General features: G+C 71.8%; 14 protein-coding genes. 8 read left to right on the top strand and 6 right to left on the bottom strand.

Translation table 11 applies throughout. The features are described 5' to 3' along the window. Positions 1 to 39: 39 nt before the first annotated feature. Complete coding sequence (locus ACGF7U_RS17975) at positions 40 to 1,053, bottom strand: hypothetical protein (protein ID WP_393107853.1); 1,014 nt, start codon at positions 1,051 to 1,053, stop codon at positions 40 to 42. Then, positions 1,050 to 2,060 (bottom strand): tyrosine-type recombinase/integrase, encoded by a 1,011-nt coding sequence (locus tag ACGF7U_RS17970; RefSeq protein WP_393107851.1) that lies wholly within the window; start codon positions 2,058 to 2,060, stop codon positions 1,050 to 1,052. Before ACGF7U_RS17970 ends, ACGF7U_RS17975 begins: the two co-directional genes overlap by 4 nt. A 56-nt stretch (positions 2,061 to 2,116) precedes the next feature. Here ACGF7U_RS17970 and ACGF7U_RS17965 point away from each other — a divergent pair, with 56 nt between their 5' ends. The 3 genes from ACGF7U_RS17965 to ACGF7U_RS17955 all read left to right on the top strand — a co-directional run bounded on the left by ACGF7U_RS17965 (position 2,117) and on the right by ACGF7U_RS17955 (position 6,249). Next, positions 2,117 to 2,350: an AAA family ATPase gene (locus ACGF7U_RS17965; RefSeq protein WP_393107849.1), complete on the top strand. Its 234-nt coding sequence runs from the start codon at positions 2,117 to 2,119 to the stop codon at positions 2,348 to 2,350. A 49-nt stretch (positions 2,351 to 2,399) separates the two neighbouring features. Continuing rightward, positions 2,400 to 2,708, top strand: a complete 309-nt coding sequence (locus ACGF7U_RS17960) for an AAA family ATPase (RefSeq protein WP_393107847.1) — start codon at positions 2,400 to 2,402, stop codon at positions 2,706 to 2,708. A 709-nt stretch (positions 2,709 to 3,417) separates the two neighbouring features. Then, positions 3,418 to 6,249, top strand: coding sequence for a hypothetical protein (locus tag ACGF7U_RS17955; protein ID WP_393107845.1), 2,832 nt, complete (start codon positions 3,418 to 3,420; stop codon positions 6,247 to 6,249). Positions 6,250 to 6,315: 66 nt separating this feature from the next. On the opposite strand, the gene ACGF7U_RS17950 is transcribed toward ACGF7U_RS17955, so the two are convergent. The 4 genes from ACGF7U_RS17950 to ACGF7U_RS17935 all read right to left on the bottom strand — a co-directional run bounded on the left by ACGF7U_RS17950 (position 6,316) and on the right by ACGF7U_RS17935 (position 10,668). After that, on the bottom strand, positions 6,316 to 7,335 hold the full coding sequence (locus tag ACGF7U_RS17950) for a LacI family DNA-binding transcriptional regulator (protein WP_393107843.1): 1,020 nt from the start codon (positions 7,333 to 7,335) through the stop codon (positions 6,316 to 6,318). Positions 7,336 to 7,381: 46 nt separating this feature from the next. Then, entirely contained in the window at positions 7,382 to 8,263 is an 882-nt protein-coding gene (locus ACGF7U_RS17945) for a carbohydrate ABC transporter permease (RefSeq protein WP_393107841.1), read from the bottom strand. Positions 8,264 to 8,330: 67 nt separating this feature from the next. After that, entirely contained in the window at positions 8,331 to 9,146 is an 816-nt protein-coding gene (locus tag ACGF7U_RS17940; RefSeq protein ID WP_393107839.1) for a carbohydrate ABC transporter permease, read from the bottom strand. Between the two features lie 148 nt (positions 9,147 to 9,294). Then, a complete protein-coding gene (locus tag ACGF7U_RS17935) occupies positions 9,295 to 10,668 on the bottom strand; it encodes an ABC transporter substrate-binding protein (RefSeq protein ID WP_393107837.1) in 1,374 nt (457 codons plus the stop codon). A gap of 206 nt (positions 10,669 to 10,874) precedes the next feature. Here ACGF7U_RS17935 and ACGF7U_RS17930 point away from each other — a divergent pair, with 206 nt between their 5' ends. From ACGF7U_RS17930 to ACGF7U_RS17910, 5 genes are read left to right on the top strand one after another with little or no spacing between them, the layout of a single operon-like run. Then, on the top strand, positions 10,875 to 13,295 hold the full coding sequence (locus ACGF7U_RS17930; RefSeq protein ID WP_393107834.1) for a glycoside hydrolase family 2 protein: 2,421 nt from the start codon (positions 10,875 to 10,877) through the stop codon (positions 13,293 to 13,295). After that, complete coding sequence (locus ACGF7U_RS17925) at positions 13,292 to 14,938, top strand: hypothetical protein (RefSeq protein ID WP_393107831.1); 1,647 nt, start codon at positions 13,292 to 13,294, stop codon at positions 14,936 to 14,938. Before ACGF7U_RS17930 ends, ACGF7U_RS17925 begins: the two co-directional genes overlap by 4 nt. Beyond that, positions 14,935 to 15,981: a Gfo/Idh/MocA family protein gene (locus ACGF7U_RS17920; protein ID WP_393107829.1), complete on the top strand. Its 1,047-nt coding sequence runs from the start codon at positions 14,935 to 14,937 to the stop codon at positions 15,979 to 15,981. The genes ACGF7U_RS17925 and ACGF7U_RS17920 overlap by 4 nt, the downstream gene beginning before the upstream one ends. Next, a complete protein-coding gene (locus ACGF7U_RS17915; RefSeq protein ID WP_393107827.1) occupies positions 15,978 to 16,829 on the top strand; it encodes a PmoA family protein in 852 nt (283 codons plus the stop codon). Before ACGF7U_RS17920 ends, ACGF7U_RS17915 begins: the two co-directional genes overlap by 4 nt. Then, complete coding sequence (locus ACGF7U_RS17910) at positions 16,826 to 17,497, top strand: cupin domain-containing protein (protein WP_393107825.1); 672 nt, start codon at positions 16,826 to 16,828, stop codon at positions 17,495 to 17,497. The genes ACGF7U_RS17915 and ACGF7U_RS17910 overlap by 4 nt, the downstream gene beginning before the upstream one ends. Positions 17,498 to 17,546: the final 49 nt, after the last annotated feature.

Here is a 17,546-nt window from a genome sequence, read left to right as displayed (position 1 = left end):
CGCAACCCGACCAACCACCGCGCCCGGCACGGCGCCTGGTCACCGCGCCACCATCGCCCGCACCGCCGAACACCACCCCGGCAGAAACGCCAACACCTCCGCCGCCCGCCGCCGCCGCTGCGCCGCCGACAACACCCCCAGATCCGCCACCGCCGCCTCGAACAACGGCGCCAGCTCCACACCCCGCTCCGGCGCGTCCACCGCCAGCACCGCGTGACACCGCGCGTACGTCGCCACGATCCAGAACATCGCCTCCCGGTGCCAGCCCGCCGCCACCAGCGCGGCACCACCGTCCACCACCACCGGCCGCCCCGCCGCCGTGATGTCCGCGCTGAAGGGGAACCGCGTCCGCGCCACCCCCGCCGCCACGTCGAACGTGTACGCCAACCCCGCCAGGTGCTCCGCCACCCGCCCCGCCGACACCCCACCGCCGTCCAACAGCTCCAGCACCGCCGCATAGCGCTCCGCCATGCCGTACGCCGCCAGCACCTCCCGCGCCACCACGTACCGCCGCCGCACCGTCGGCTCCACCAGTCCCGCGACCAGCGGCAGCACCGCCGTCAACGACGTCGGGAACAACCACGCCGTCACCTGCTCGTGCAACGGCCCTGAGCCCTCCAGCCCCCGCAACCCCGCCTCGATCCGCGCCCGCACCCCGGCACACCGACGGCGCACCCACACCGGATCCGCGAACTCCGCCGACACCCGCGCCCGCAACCCCGCCAGCCGACCCGTCGGATCCGCCAGCACCCCGTCGCCACGGAAGCACCCCGCGAACACCCACGAACCCAACACGTCCTCCGCCGCACCCAGGTCCGCCCACGTCACGAACGTGACCTCCAGCAGCACCCCACCCCAGCGGAACTTGCCCAGCTTTTCCACCGCCTCCGCCCGCACCACCAGCACGTCCACGTCCGACCACGGCGGCAACACCGCGTCCGCCGCCATCGCCAGCACCGACCCCGACAGGAACGCACCCTGCACACCCGGCTCCCGCGCCGCGTACTGCCGCACCCACGCCGCCGCCACCGCGCGCGCCGCACCCGCCCTCACGACCGCGACCCCGGCCCGGCCGGCGCCAACGCCGCCAACGCCCGGTTGGTACGGTTGGACCGCACCGCCTCCCGCTGCTGCCCGGCCGTCACCTCGATGTACGTCTGCGACGACGCCAGCGACGCGTGCCCCAGCAACCGCATGATCTCCGCCGCGCTCGCCCCGTCCTCCGCCAACCGCGTCGCGAACGTGTGCCGCAACGCGTGCAACCGCGCCCCCCGCGGCACCCGGTCGGTGATGCCGGCCCGCCGGTAACAGGACTCCACCAGATACTGCAACCCGCCCCGGCGCAGCGGCTCACCCCGACGGTCCACCAGCAACGGCGCGTCCGGCCGCACCGTCCGCGACCCGAACCGGCGCGCCCGACTGTCCAGGTAGCCCGTCAGCACCCGGTCCAGCTCCGCCTCGATGGGCACCACCCGCGGCCGTCCGCCCTTACCGGCGACGTCGACGCGCCGCTCGCCCGCACGGCCCGCCACCGAGCCCACCCGCAACGCCAGCAGCTCCGACAGCCGCAGGCCCGCGCACAGCGCCAACGCCAGCACCGCCAGGTCGCGCTCCGGCCACGGGTCGCGCTGCCGGCCCTCCTGCCGGGCCACCGAGGCCAGCAGCCGCTCCGGGGTGTCCGCCCCGCGCAGCGGCTTGGGCTGGGGGAGCGGCGCCCGGGGTCGCCCGACCGCCGGCATGGGGTTGCCCGCGACCACGCCGTCGGCGACCAGGAAGGAGAAGAAACCGTTCCAGGTGGACCACGCCCGGTGCACGGAGGCGACCGCCCGCGGGGCGGCGAACCGGGCGAACGCCGCCCGCATGACCCGGGGAGTGAGGGCGGCGACGGGCAGCTCGTCGAGGGGGAGGGGAGGGGTGGTTTCCTCGGCCGCCAGCGCGGCGACGGTGCGCAGGTCCCGCCGGTACGCCTCCAGCGTGTGGGGGGATGGCTTGCGGGTGGCGCGGGCGGTCAGGAACTCCTCGATCAGACACTCTACCGATTCGTCCTTTTTGTCATGCATAAGGACTATTATGCATCAATTTCGCGTTCGCCCGCAACGGCAGGAGAGGGGAGACCGTGCGACGGTACGTGCTCACCGGCGCGCCCGGGGCGGGCAAGACGACCCTGGCCGACGCGCTGCGCCGGCGCGGGTGGATCGTCGTCGCGGAGGCGGCCACCGACGTCATCGCAGCGGAGCAGGGGCGCGGCGTCGCCGAACCCTGGCGCGGGGCGGGTTTCCTCCACGCCGTGGCAAGCCTGCAGCGGCGACGCCGGGAGGAGGCCCGCACGCGCGGCCCACAGATCCCATGACCGGGCTCCACTGTGCACCCTGGCGCTCGCGCGGTACCTGGGCCACCCGGTGGGGGCGGTGCTCGCCGCCGAGATCACGCGGGCACTACAAACGGGCGCCTACCAGCGCCCGGCGCTCCTCGTCGAACCGCTGGGCTTCGTGCGGCGCACCGCCGCACGCCGCATCGGCTACGCCGAGTCGCTGGCGTTCGCCCGCGTCCACGAGGAGGTCTACCGGGCGCACGGCCACCAGCTCATCGCCGTCCCGCCGGGCCCGGTGGAGCTGCGGGTCGCGCTGGTCGAGGCGCACCTGGGGCGGCTCGCGGACCTCCCGGCGGACCCGTGTGAGGGAGGGCCCGATCCGCGCTACTTGACATAATGTACATTATCGAATGTCTGCCTGGGTCGTGGCCTCGCGGGTCGCCGACCACACCCGACCTCACAGGCGCGCCGAGGTCACGCCGAAGCGGCGTCCACGCCTCGACACTCTGCCAGCCGGCCTCGACCAACAGGTCCTGCAGCAGCGCACCCGTCGGCGCCTCGACGTACGCCCTGCCTGCCCCCGGGCAGCGCGCCGCGTGGCCTGCGCCGTCCGCTGCGCGCCGAATCGCCAGAACCACCCAAGGTCCCCCGGATGCAGCTGCACGGGCCCCGCGTCGTGCTGCCGTCGCCGCAACACCCGCACCAAGTCACCGAGCCCGTCGACGCCGGGCTCACCCATCTCGACCGCCATCGGGCGATCACACACCATCCGCCGGGCCTGCACACACCCGGATTTCGCGCCGGCCGGTGGTGTTGGGCGTCGGGTACCGCCTGAACGAGGCGCGCCCGCCGTTCGGGGAACGCCGCTATAGCGCTTAAGTATTAAGCTCCGTCGAGCATTGACATGGCTCTTTTGTTTCGCGAATGTATCCCCTCAAGGAGCACGCTCCCCTACCCCACCATCAGCGCACGGCGGGGTTCATCCGGAGCCCTCACGGGGCGCACGTGCGTCAGACGACCACACCTGAAGGGGTTCATCAATGCTGCCTGTTTGGCGACGCCTTGCGGCGTTGACGGCGGCGGTCCTCGCCGTCTCCCTACTAGACGTGACGCCTGCGGCGGCCGAGCCGCTGCCGGCCGTCACCACCGGCAACTACGCCTACGACCAGGCGCCCAACGCCGGCGCTGGCACCGACGCCGGCCAGACCGGGTTGCTGCCGTTCGGCACCGGCGCGCTCGCCGACACCCAGACCACCACGCGGGCGCAGTGGGTGGGCGACGGGGTGGCGAAGTACAAGCAGGTGTCGGTGGTACTGGACCTGCTGCGTGACCACCGCCTGGACCATCTGAAGCTGGTCAGCAACGCACCCAACGCGTACTACGGCATCAAGAGCATCGCCGTTCGCGCCCGCTCCGAGGGCGAGGCGGACTACACGTCGCTCGCCGCGCGGCCGTGGTACGGCACGGCCAGCCCCCTGCCGGCCGGCACGGCGCTGAACAACACCCTCACCGTGCCGATGAACGGGCACACCGCCCGCTTCGTGATCGTGACGATCACCCGTCTGCACGAATACCAGCACATGGTGCTGAACGAGATCGCCCTGCACCCGGCCGCCGACGCGCCCGGGGGCAACCCGGCCCCGCCGCTGACCGCGGAGCAGCTGCGCGCCGAGTTGGCGAAGCCGACGAAGCAGGTCCCCCGGCCCGGCATGGTCGACGTCGGCAACTACTACTTCGGGGTCACCCCGGAGGACGGCGTGCCGGACTCGGCCGGCGGCGTCGTGCCGTTCGGCTACGGGGAGCTGTTCAACCGGGACGTGACCCGCAACGTCGGCTGGCGCGGGCGGGCCGACGCACCGAAGAGCGTCGCGCTGGTGTTCGACCTGCTGCGCGACCATCCGCTCGACCGGATCAGGATCGTCGGCAACGCGCCCAACCAGTTCTGGGGCTTCGACGAGATCACCGTGACGTACCGGCCGGAGAGCAGCGAGACCTACCGGGTCGCCAGTCGGGCCGTGCGGGCGCGCACCGAGCTGAGCTACACGCTCGAGGTGCCGATGTCCGATCAGGTCGCGCGGTTCGTGCGGATCGAGGTCAGCCGGGTGAACCAGTACCTGCACATCCCGCTGTCCGAGGTGGAGTTCACGGTCGGCAACGGCCCCGTCGGGCAGGATCCCGCCCCGCCGTACGCGGCTGCCCAGTTGCAGCGGGAACTGGCCCGTCACACCCGGATGGTGGACCAGTTCGGGCAGTATCTCTACCAGGACTGGCCCGGCAAGGTGACCTCGGCGGGGCAGCTGAGGCAGGAGCACCGGCAGGAGTGGAGCCGGTTGAAGGACGTGAGCGCGGACCGGGCCGTGCACGACCGGTACGGCGGCGTGAAGTCCCTGCCCAAGCAGCCGGCGGAGGGGTACTTCCGGCTGCGCAAGGTGGACGGGCGCTGGTGGTTCGTCACGCCCGATGGTCACCTGTTCCTGCTCAAGGGCGTCGACTCGGTCTCGCACGACGAGTGGGGTTACGGCACCCTCTACCGCAACGCGGACGGCAGCGCGCGCGACGTCTTCGACGGCCTGCCGGACCCGCAGCTGTACCCCGACGCGTACGCCGTGACTGATCGGGGGCACACGGTCAGCTTCGTGAAGGCGAACCTGATGGCGAAGTACGGTGACGAGTGGCGGCAGGACTGGCGCGAGGTCACCGGCCGGCGGCTGCTGGACTGGGGCTTCAACGGTCTGAGCAAGTGGGCTCGCGACCCGGGGCTGCGCATGCCGTACATCTCCCAGGTGACGGCGCCGCCGGATGCCGTCCGGGTGCTGTGGGCGATCGACCCGTTCGATCCGCAGTTCGGGGCGAAGCTCGACCGCCACACCGACATCAGGGCGCTCAGGCACGACCCGTGGCTGATCGGCTACTTCTTCGACAACGAGCGCGGCTGGAACACCGAGGTCGTCAAGGAGGTGTTGCGGCGCGACGGCAGCCTGCCGGCGAAGCGGGCTTTCGTCGACTACCTGGCCGGGGCGTACGGGCATGACCTGGCGCGGGTCAACGCGTTGCTCGGCACCGACGCCGGGTCCTTCGAGGCGCTGGTCGCCACGCCGGTCGACGTGGCGCGGGTGCCGGCCGACGACGTGCGCGGGTACGTCCGGCTGGCGTCGCGCACCTACTACACGGCGGTCCGCGCGGCGATCGTCAAGCAGGACCCGAACCACCTGTTCCTCGGCTCGGCCCTGGTGCCGACCTGGCACAGCAGTCTGGACTGGAACGTGGGTGGCATCGACCAACTCGACGCCGTGTCGTTGGATGTCTACAGCGACAGCGCGGCCTACCTGGCCGAGTACGAGGCGTTGGACAAGCCGGTGCTCAACCTGGAGTACTCGTTCAACACCTCGGATCGGGGGCTGCGCGCCATCAACGCCTCGGTGCGGGCGCAGAGTGTCGCCGAGCGCGGCCACAAGTACCGTGCCTTCCTGGAAGCGCAGGCCAAGAGCCCGGTGTTCGTCGGGTCGGGGTGGTTCGTGTACTACGACCAGGCGGTCACCGGCCGGCCCGGGGACGGCGAGAGTTACAACTTCGGCCTGCTCAACCAGCAGGACCAGCCGTACGGCGAGATGACGGACATCATGCGGGACACCAATCTCACGCTGGAGCTGGTGCATTACCACGGCACCAGCGACCTGACCGCGCAGATGTTGGCCGGCAGCATCACCCGGCTCGGCAGGGTGGATCGGGGCGACACCCGGCTGTCGCTTCCGGCGGTGCCGGAGGCGTTCCGGCTGCGGATCGTCTCGTCCAGCCATCCGGGCATCGTCGGCACCGACGGAACGGTCACGCCGGCCAGCCGGCGCACCAGGGTGACGGTCGAGCTGGAGGTCACCCGTACCCGCGACGGCAGCGCGGCCCGGACCCGGCCGATCACGGTGTGGGTGCCCGGCGCGTGACCGGGTGACCGCCGGGCAGCACGACGGAGGGGCGGCACCGTTCGGTGCCGCCCCTCCGTTCGCCTCTCAGGTCCGCGGCGGTGGTCCGGTGCTGCCGCGCGAGGTGAGCCGGGCGGGCTCCACCTCGGTGTGGCGCAGTTCCTCGCCGTGGATGAGCGCGAGCAGCATGCGCGCGGCGATGGCGCCCAGCGCCGGTACGTCCCGGCGCACCGCGGTGAGCGCCGGCCGGACCACCTGGGCCAGTTGCGAGTCGTCCCAGGCGACCAGCGACAGGTCGTCGGGCACCTTCAGCGCCATCTCCTGCGCCACGGACAGCCCGGCCACGGCCATGATGTCGTTGTCGTAGATAATCGCGGTGGGCCGCTGGGCGGAGCTGAGCAGCTTGCGGGTGGCCCAGGCGCCTTCCTCGCCGGTGTAGTCGGTGTGCACGGTGGCGCAGCCGGAGAGGTCGAGTCGGGTGCAGGCGTCGGCGAACGCCTGGTCGCGGACCTTGGTGTGTACCAGGTCGGGCAGCCCGGCGACCCGGCTGATCCGCCGGTGGCCGAGTGCGGCCAGATACTCCACGGTTTCGTGTACCGGGGCGCTTTCGTCGGTGCGGACCGAGGCGAGCGTACCGAGGTCGGGCGGGCCGCCGATGACGACGGCGGGCATGCCGAGGGACTCGAGCACCGGGATCCGGCGGTCCGGTTCGCGTATCTCGACGATGATGGCGCCGTCGATGCGGCTCTCGGCCCACCAACGCCGGTAGACCTCGATCTCGGCGTCCTCGTCGTCGGCCATCTGCAGCATCAGGGCGCAGTGTCGGGGCTTGAGTGCACCCTCGACCCCGCTGAACAGCTCCATGAAGAACGGCTCGACGCCCAGTATGCTCGGCGGCCGGGTCAGCACGAGCCCGATGGCTCCGGCGCGGGCGCCGGTCAGCGCGCGGGCCGCCACGCTGGGGCGCCAGCCGAGTTCGTCGGCGACCTTCAGGATGCGGGTCCGGGTGGCTTCGGACACGCCGGGTCGCCCGTTGAGCGCGTACGACACCGCGCCCTGGGACACCCCCGCGCGGCGGGCTATGTCCGCTATGGTCGGCCTTCTCATCGGCGTTTCCTGCTCATCGGTTGGTGTGCCGGATATGTCACCTGGATTACCCTTTGAGTCCGGTGAAACTTATGCCACGAACCATATGCCGCTGGAACACAAGGAACAGCAGCACCGGCGGCACGATGGCGACCAGCATTCCGGCGATGACCTGATTCTGCTCGGCTGTCTCCGCCAGTCGGGGCAGGGCCACCGCCAGCGGCTGCGCTTCCGTGTCCGCGATGGCGATCATGGGCCAGAGGAAGTCCTTCCAGGCGTCCATGACGGCCAGCAGTGACACCACCGCCAGGATCGGCCGGGACATCGGCAACACGATGCGCCAGCACAACCGCCATGGGCCGGCGCCGTCGACCTGGGCCGCCTCGTACAGCTCGCGTGGCAGGCCGTCGAAGAACTGCTTCATGATCAGTACGTTGAAGGCGTGCGCGCCGGCCGGCAGCCACACCGCCCACGGCGTGTTCACCATCGACAGGTCCAGCACGGTCATGTAGAGGGCGACCAGCGAGACCGTGCCCGGCACGAACAGCGTGGCGAGGATCCCCGCGTACACGATCCGGCCGTAGCGTGGCCGCAGCACCGACAGGGCGAACGCTCCGGTGGTGGCGACGACCAGCTGCACCGCCCACGAACCGCCGACCAGCACCACGGTGTTGAGCAGGTAGTGCCCGACGCGCAGCTCGGTCCAGGCGGTGGTCAGGTTTTCCCACTGCACCTGCGACGGCCACAGGCGCAGCGGGTCGACCAGCAGGTCCTGCGTCGGTGACAGGGCCGCCTTGGCGGTCCACAGGATCGGCCCGAGGCCGACGACCAGCGTCGCCGCCAGCAGCAGACCCTGCACCAGCCGCAGTGGCCAGCGCACCGCGCGGCGGCGCCGGTCGTTGGTCGAGACGATCCCCCGGCCGCCCTCGTGCTCGTCAGCCGCGCTCATGGCGTCGCCTCCCTACGGTCGGCGGCGCCATGAGGCAGCACCGCACTGAGCTGACCGATTCGCTCGCTCATGACTCAGCCCACCTTCTGGTCAGTCGCAGGTAGATCGCCGACAGCACGCCGAGCAGGACAGCCAGCAGCACCCCGAGCGCCGCGGCCGCACCGTAGTCGCCGTAGATGAAGGCGTAGCGGTAGATCAGCAGGAGCACCGGCACTGTCGAGTCCTCCGGCCCGCCGTCGGTGAGGACGAACGGCTCGGTGAACACCCGGAACGTGCCGATGATCTGCAGCAGCAGCATCACCAGCAGCACGCCGCGCAGGTGCGGCAGCGTCACGTGCCACACCCGGCGCAGGATCGAGGCGCCGTCGAGCTCGGCGGCCTCGTAGAGTTCCGTCGGCACGGAGGCGAGCGCGGCCAGGTAGATCAGCACCGTGGAGCCGGCGCTGGCCCAGGTCGCCTCGAGCACGAGGCTGGGCATGGCGGTGGTGGTGTCCTGCAGCCACGGGTACGGGCCGAGCCCCACCGTGCCGAGCAGTTGGTTGAACAGGCCGAAGTCCGAGTCGTAGAACCACTTCCACATCAGCACGGCGACCACCGGGGGCATCACCACCGGCAGGTAGACCAGCACGCGGAACAGTCCGCCGAAGCGGCGCACTTCCGACATCACCACGGCCAGCAGTACCGGCAGCGGGAAGCCCATGATCAGCGCCAGCACCACGAACCAGGTGGTGTTGCGCAGTGTGATCCACAGCAGTGGGTCGTCGAACAGTTTCGTGAAGTTGTCCAGGCCGACCCATTCGGCGGGGTCGACCAGGTTGGTCTGCTGGAAGCTCAGCAGCAGGCTGCGGGCGATCGGCCACCAGGCGAAGAGGCCGAACACCACCAGCGTGGGCGTGAGGAACGCCCACCCGGACCAGTCGGCGCCGCGGCGCCGGCCCGGTCGTGCGGCCCTTGGCGGGCGCGGCGGGAGAGTCGCCGGTGCCGGCGACCCTTCCGCTGTCTGCGTCTGGTGTGTCTGCGCGGTCATCGGCTCACTGCTGTGCACGCTCCAGCGCCGGCGCGACCTTCGCCTGCGCCTTGCGCAGTTCGTCGCTCGGGTCGGCGTCCTGGCGGGTGAGCACCGCCTGCAGGGCGGTGTCGAGCGCGGCATAGAGCTCCTGGCCGGCCACCGGTGGCTCGGTGACGAACTCCTGGTTGGCCACCCCGGACTCGTAGGGGGCGAAGTTGGTCACCGGGACGTTGGCGTGCTTGCGCTCGGCCGTGAGCACCGGGCCCGCGATGGCCGGGCCGTAGAGCGAGACGTACGGGAAGCCGACCGGGACGTTGTCCTTGGCCTTGGCGGCGGCGACCTGCTCGGCGAAGGTGGTGTCGTAGCGCGGCCGGAGGTGGTAGAAGTCGATCCACTTGACCGCTGCTTCCCGCTCGGCCTTGGTCGCCTTGGGGTTGACCACGGCCACCTTGCCGCCGAGTAGGGTGGCCGCCGTGCCGCCGCTGGGCAGCGGGCCCATGCCGAACGCCTCGGCGGTGCCGCCGAACTGGGTCGCGAATTCGGTGTACGAGCTGGGCGTGGCGATCATCATGCCGACCTTGCCGGCGGCGAAGTCCTTGGCGATCTCGGCGGCGTTGCGCAGGTGCTGCGTGCCGACGGAGTTGTCCTGCCAGCGCATCGCCCGCAGCAGCTCGAGCGCCGAGCGGGCCTGCGCGGTCTCGAGCGTGGCGACGTGCTTGCCGCCGTTGTCCTGTTCGAGGCGGCCGCCCCAGGTGTAGGTCATGGCGGTGAAGATCCAGCCGCCGGTGTTGTTGGTGGCCGGCATGGCGAATCCGGGTACGCCGGCGGCGCTGGAGATCGCCTTCGCGGCGGTGCGCACCTCGTCCCAGGTGCTCGGCGGCCGCTGCGGGTCGAGACCGGCCTTGCGGAAGAGTTGGCGGTTGTAGACCAGGCCCAGCGCGAACTGGCTCGTCGGCAGGCCGTAGACGTGGCCGTCCTGGCCGGTGGCCGGAGCCAGCGCCCGCTTGTCGAAGGCCGACGCGTTGGGCAGTGCCTGTGCCTCGGTGGTGATGTCGGCGATCTGGCCGCGCTTGATCAGGCCGGCCGGCTCGGTCAGCGGTACCTGCAGGACCGTTTCGAGCTGGCCGCCGGCGAGCCGGGCGGCGAAGGTCTTCGCCTCCCATTTCGACTCGCTGGGTTCGATGTCGATGCCCGGGTTGGCCGATTCGAACTCGGCCACCCGGTCGAGGAAGTCCTGGCGCACGTTCTGCTGGGTGGTCGGTGGCATGTCGCCGACGGTGATCTTTATCTTGCCTCCGGCGTCGCCGGAGTCGTTCGACGAGCATCCTGCGGCGGTGGCGAGCACGAGCGTCATGCTCACGCAACCGGCGAGGAGACCCGGGAGTTGCTTGCGCATCGGGGGCTCCGTTCGTGGCAGGTGGTCCTTCACGTGAGCGTCACTATCGATTAACACATTCGGCATGTCAAGGGTTCAGATGAAGCGCCTAAGTAGCCTTCACGCCGGCCGAAGGCTGTCTCTACAAGGGCGTTGACACCCTCGAAACGCGTCCTTAAGCTTCGGGACTTATTCGCTTAAGTTCCTCCGTCAGGTAGGGAGATCCGGTGAGCGCGTACCATCCGCTGCACGAGGGCTGGACCGTCACGGCAACGTCGTCGGGCCGTGACATCAGCGCCGTGCCGGCGTCCGTGCCCGGCTGCGTGCACACGGACCTGCTGGCCGCGGGCCTGATCGACGACCCCTACCGCGACGACAACGAGCGGCGGCTGGCCTGGATCGGGCACGAGACGTGGCGCTACGAGACGACCTTCGACTGGTCCGACGACGGATCGGAGCGCACCGACCTGTGCTGCGAGGGGTTGGACACGGTCGCCACGGTGCGGCTCAACGGCGTCGAGGTCGGCACGAGCGCCAACATGCACCGCTCGTACCGCTTCCCCATCGGTTCGGTGCTGCGCGAGGGCGTCAACACGCTGGCGATCACGTTCGACTCCGCGTACGCGTACGCCGAGGCCAACCGCGAACGGATGGGTGATCGGCCCGGACCGTACCCGCAGCCGTACCAGTTCATCCGCAAGATGGCCTGCAACTTCGGCTGGGACTGGGGACCGACCCTGGTCACGGCCGGCATCTGGCGTCCGATCGGGGTGCACTCGTGGAGCACCGCGCGGCTGGCGCAGGTACGCCCGATCGTCACCCTCGACGGCGCCGACGCCGACGTGCGCGTGCACGTCGGCGTGGAGCGGGCCGGCGAGGCGCCGCTGACCGTGACCGCCACGGTCGCGGACGCCTCCGGTGAGCTGACGCTGCCACCCGGCGTCACCGAAGGGGTGCTCACCCTGCGGGTGACGCGGCCGGAGCGGTGGTGGCCGCGCGGCTACGGCGACCAGCCGCTCTACCCGCTGACCGTCACGCTCGCGGACACCGGCGAGGTGTGGCGCCGCGACATCGGGTTCCGCTCGGTCGCGCTGGACACCTCGCCCGACGGGGACGGCACCCGCTTCACGCTGCTGGTCAACGACGTGCCGGTGCTGGTCAAGGGCGCCAACTGGATCCCCGACGACTGCTTCCCGGCGCGGCTGACCTCCGACCGCATCGCCGAACGGCTCGACCAGGCGTGCGCCGCCAACATCAACCTGCTGCGGGTCTGGGGCGGCGGGTTGTACGAGAGCCGCGACTTCTACGAGGCCGCCGACCGACGCGGGCTGCTGGTGCTGCAGGACTTCCCGTTCGCCTGCGCCGCCTATCCCGAGGACGAGCCGTTGACCGGCGAGGTACGCGCCGAGGCGCGCGAGCAGGTGGCGCGGCTGACCCCCCACCCGAGCCTGGTCATGTGGCTGGGCAACAACGAGAACTTCCTCGGCCACGCCGACTGGGGTTGGCAGCAACCGCTGGATGGGCGCAGCTGGGGCGCGGGCTACTACCTGGACCTGCTGCCGACGGTGGTATCCGAGCTGGACCCGTCGCGGCCGTACTGGCCGGGTACGCCGTACTCGGGGGATCCGGCGATCCACCCCAACGACCCGACGCGCGGCACGGTGCACGTCTGGGACGTGTGGAACGAGATCGACTACACGGCGTACGCCCGGTGGCGGCCACGGTTCGTCGCCGAGTTCGGCTTCCAGGGCCCGGCGACCTTCCCGACGCTGCGCCGCGCCATCACCGGCCCGCTGGCCCCGGACTCCCCCGCGCTGCTGCACCACCAGAAGGCCGTCGACGGCGACGCGAAGCTACGCCGCGGCCTGGGCGACCACCTGCCGGTCCCGGACTCGTTCGACGACTGGCACTACCTGACCCAGCTCAACCAGGCCCGGGCGGTCACGTTCGGTATCGAGCACTTCCGCTCACTGGCGCCGTACTGCAGCGGCAGCATCGTCTGGCAGCTCAACGACTGCTGGCCGGTGATCTCCTGGGCGGCGATCGACGGGGACGGGCGCCGCAAGCCGCTGTGGTACGCGCTGCGCCGGGCCTTCGCCGACCGTCTGCTCACCATCCAGCCGCGCGACGGCGCGCTGGTGGTGTCCGCGCTCAACGACAACGCCGAACCATGGCGGGGGCAGCTGACGGTCAGCCGACTGAGCCTGGCCGGCACCCCCCTGGCGAAGGAGAGCGTCGACGTCACCGTCCCGGCGCGGGGCAACCTCGCGGTCGCGCTGCCACACACCGTGTACACGCCCGCGCGCGCCGCGGGCGAACTGCTGCTGGCCCAGCTCGGTGAGGCCCGGGCGGTGCGGATGTTCGCCGAGGACACCGAAGTCGACTACCCGCCGGCCGAGTTCCACGCCGCGGTCACCCCGGTGCCCGGCGGCTACGACGTGACGGTCACCGCCCACACCATCGTGCGCGAGTTGGCGCTCTTCCCGGACCGCCTGGACCCGGACGCCACCGTCGACGACATGCTGACCACGCTGCTGCCCGGCGAGAGCGTGACCATCCGGGTCAGCAGCGACCGCCGGCTGGATGCCGCGGCCCTCACCGCCCACCCGGTGCTGCGCTGCGTCAACGAGGAGCGGGAGCGCCGATGACCGTCGCGCACCTGGCGGACCTCGACGCCCGCTACGACCCGGACGCCCGCATGCCGTGGTGCCACGCGACCGGCCCCGGCTACCACACCCGGGTGCCCGAAGGGGCCCGCGCACACCAGACCCGGGAGGCCGCGGACTACGCGCTGGCCCTGCTGCGGCACGGCGCCGCCGACCGGGTGGATCGCGCCCATCAGGTGCTGGACGCGCTGGTCGATCTTCAGGTGACCGATCCACTCGCCGACCACTACGGCATCTGGGGCTGGTTCCTCGAGGAGCCGCCGCAGCAGATGCGCCCGGCCGACTGGAACTGGGCCGACTTCATCGGTGTGCGGCTGGCGCAGGTGCTCGCCGTACACGCCGGGCAGCTGCCACCGGCGCTGGCGGCGCGGGTGCGCGCGGCGCTGCGGCACGCGGCGATGGCGATCTTCCGCCGCAACGTCGACGCCGGTTACACCAATATCGCCGTCATGGGCGCGGTCACCTGCGCCGCCGCCGGCGAACTGCTCGACCTGCCGCTGCTTCTCGAGTACGGTCGCGCCCGGCTGGCCGCCGTGCTGGCGCTGCGGGAGCGGATCGGCGGGTTCACCGAGTACAACTCGCCCGCCTATCACCGGGTCGTGCTCGAGGAACTCGAACGCGCCGCGCTGATCGTGGCCGACCGGGAGTGCCGCGACCTGGCCGAACAGTTGCGAGCGCTCACCTGGGCGGCGCTGGCCGAGCGGTTCCACCCCGGCACCGGGCAGCTCGCCGGTCCGATGAGCCGCGCGTACCACGACTGGCTGCAGCCCGACCTGGTCGACTATCTCGCCGCGCGCACCGGCGCCGCCATCACCGCCCGCACCCGACAGGCCGGCAGGCCGGCCAGCGACCTGGTGCCGCCACTGCCGTGCCCGGCCGACGTCGCGCCGCGTTTCCACGCCCTGCCCGCAGCGCCGACGCAGCTGCGCACCCGCTTCAACGAGCAGACCGGCGGCGTCACCTGGCTGGCCGACGACGCCTGCCTCGGCTCGGCGGACGAGGAGTTCGCCTGGACCCAGCGCCGCCCCCTGCTCGGCTACTGGCGCACCAGCGAGGATCCCGCGGTGCTGCTGCGTGCCCGGATGCTGCTGGACGGGCACGACCTGAGCGCGGCGTGGTGCCGCCAGGCCCAGGACGGCCCGCGGGTGCTGTCGGCGTGGTGGCTCAGCTACGACTCCGGCGACTTCCACCCCGCCCTGGACAAGCCCGCCGGCAGCATCTTCACCCTCAGCGACCTGCGGTTGGCGGTCTGCCTGCGCGGCCTGGGCGTCCGCGGAAGCGACCTCGGCGGGGGCCGCTTCGCGCTGACCGCCGGAGGGTGGAGCGCTGTCGTGCACACCGTCGCCGCCACCTTCCTCGGTGGCGAGGTCACCTGGCAGGTCGACAACCGCGACGGCGAGGCCCGGGTCGAGGCGGTGCTGCACCGCGGCGAGACCCGCCAGGTCGACTTGCACACCGCCACCCTGCACGCCGGCTTCGCGATCGAGCTGGTGCCCGCCGGCTGCACACCCGCCCCCCACGAGTTGCTGCACACGCGCGGCGAGGTCGAGCACCACTGGCGGTGGGGCGACCTCGCGGTGCGCGTGCCGGCGCTGCCCACCCCGTTCGCACGGAGTCGACCATGATCCGAGTAGCCATCGTCGGTACCGGCGGCATCGCCGCCAGCTGCCACATCCCCGCCCTACGCGCCGAGGCCCGACGCGCGCGGGTCGTCGCCGCCGTCGACATCGACCAGGACCGGGTCAAACGGTTCTGCCACGAGCACGACATCCCCGCCGGCTACCGCGACCTGGGCGAGATGCTGCGCGCCGAACAGCCGGACCTGGTGCACCTGTGCACCCCGCCGTCCGCGCACGTCGAGCAGGTCACGACGTGCCTGCGCGCCGGCGTGTCGGTGTGGTGCGAGAAGCCCGTCTGCCTCTGCCTGGCCGAGTACGACGCGATCACCGCCGCGGAGGGCGCGAACGGCCCGTACGCCAGCGTGGTGTTCCAGCACCGGTTCGGCTCCGGCGCCCGGCACCTGCGCCGGCTCGTCGCCGACGGCACGCTCGGCCAGCCACTGGTGGCCCAGTGCGTGACCGCCTGGTTCCGCGACCAGGCGTACTACGACGTGCCGTGGCGCGGGCGGTGGGACACCGAGGGCGGCGGGCCGACCATGGGACACGGCATCCACCAGATGGACCTGATGCTCTCCGTGCTCGGCGACTGGACCGAGATCCGCGCCATGGCCGGCCGACTCGAACGCCCGGTGCAGACCGAGGACGTGTCCATGGCGGTCGTCCGCTTCGCCGGCGGCGCCATGGCGTCCGTCGTCAACAGCGTGCTGTCCCGGCGCGAGGAGAGCTACCTGCGCTTCGACTTCAGCCGGGCCACGGTCGAACTACGCCACCTGTACGGCTACCGCAACGCCGACTGGAGCTGCACGCCCCCGCAGCTGTGGCAGCCCGAGGACGACGAACCCAGCTCGCACAGCGCCCAGCTCGCCCGGCTGCTCGACAGCCTGGAGCGCGGCGAACGACCGCCGGTCAGCGGCCACGCGGGCCGGCAGGCCCTCGAACTGGTCACGGGCCTCTACGCCGCGGCGTTCACCGGCGAGCCGGTACGCCGCGCGGACCTGGGCCCGCACCACCCCTTCTACCACCGGCTCAACGGAGGCATGACCCTTTGAAGGACACCGGCACGGAACTGATCGCCGAACTGTCGGGCGTCGAGGTGTTCCGCTACGTGTACCGGCCGGACACGCCGGTCAGCGAGTCACCCAAGCCGTACTTCCATCCGATCCGGACGCTGGCGTCGGACGTGGTCACCGCCTACCGGCCGCACGACCATCGGTGGCACAAGGGCATCCAGATGACCGTGTCGCACCTGTCCGGCGAGAACTTCTGGGGCGGCGGCAGCTACGTGCACCCGGACGGCTACGTCGACCTGCCCAACAACGGCACCATGCGGCACACCGGCTTCGACGAGCTGGGCCCGGACGGGTTCACCGAGACGTTGGCCTGGCACACGCAGGCCGGCGAGCACTGGGTCGACGAGCGGCGCGAGATCGCCGTACGCCAACTCGACGCCAGCACCTGGCTGATGTCGTTTCACACCGCCATCCGCAACGTGCACACCGGGGCGCTGCGCTTCGGCAGCCCCACCACGCACGGTCGGCCGATGGCCGGTTACAGCGGGCTGTTCTGGCGCGGCCCGCGCGCCTTCACCGACGGAGAGGTGCTCGCCGACGCCGACCGGTCCGGCCCGCGGCTCATGGGCGAGCAGTCGGCGTGGCTGGCGTACGCGGGCCGCCACGACGAGGTCGACCGCTGCTCCACCCTGCTGTTCGTCGCCGCGCCCGGCACCACCTGGTTCGTGCGGACCACCCCGTTCCCGGCGGTCAACCCGTCGCTGGCCTTCTTCGAGGAGGTCACGCTGCCGCCCGACGAGACCCTGTCGCTGGCCTACCGGATCGTGGTGGCCGACGGCGCGTGGGGCCGCGAGCGGATCGAGTCGTGCCTGGCGGAGCTGCCGTGACCGGGAGCCTGCCGGGCGGCGTGGGCGTCTCGGCGCTGCGCGTCTACGACTGGCCCGCCGCGGACGGGCTCTGCGGCGGCACCCCGCACCTGCACCTCGCCTGCGCGGAGGCGTACTTCGTCACCGGCGGCACCGGGGCGGTGCAGACGCTGACCTGGACCGGCTTCGAGGAGACGCCCCTGTCACCGGGGACGTTGCTGCACTTCGGCCCCGGGACGATCCACCGGCTGGTCAACGGCGACGGCGCGCTGCGCCTGGTCGTGATCATGGCGAACAGTGGCCTTCCGGAGGCCGGCGACGCGGTGCTGACCTTCCCGCCGGCGATCCTGGCCGACCCCGGGGCGTACCGCCAGGCGGCGCGGGCCGGCACGCCGGAGCAGGCCCGGCACCGGCGCGATCTCGCCCTCGAAGGGTTCCGGCTGCTGCGCGGCGGCGGCCAGGCGGCTCTGGCCGAGTTTCACCGGGCCGCCGCCGGTCTGGTCGCGCCGCTGCTCGACGACTTCGAGAGCCGGTGGCGCGGCGGCGCGCTGGCCGCCGCCGAGCTGACCGGACACCACCTCGACCGGCTGCGCCGCGGTGATGTGAGCCATCTGCGGGAGGCCGAGGTCGTCACGACGTCCGCGTGGGAGGCACTCGGCATGTGCGGCAACCTCGACCGGTACGAGTGAGCAGCCGCGGCAACCCGAGCCCGCACGGAAGCACTTCAGGAAAGCAACC

Source organism: Micromonospora sp. NPDC047670 (assembly GCF_043204915.1).
Taxonomy (GTDB): Bacteria; Actinomycetota; Actinomycetes; order Mycobacteriales; family Micromonosporaceae; genus Micromonospora.
Note: the sequence above shows the minus strand (reverse complement) of the source record. Positions and strands in the feature narration are given on the sequence as shown.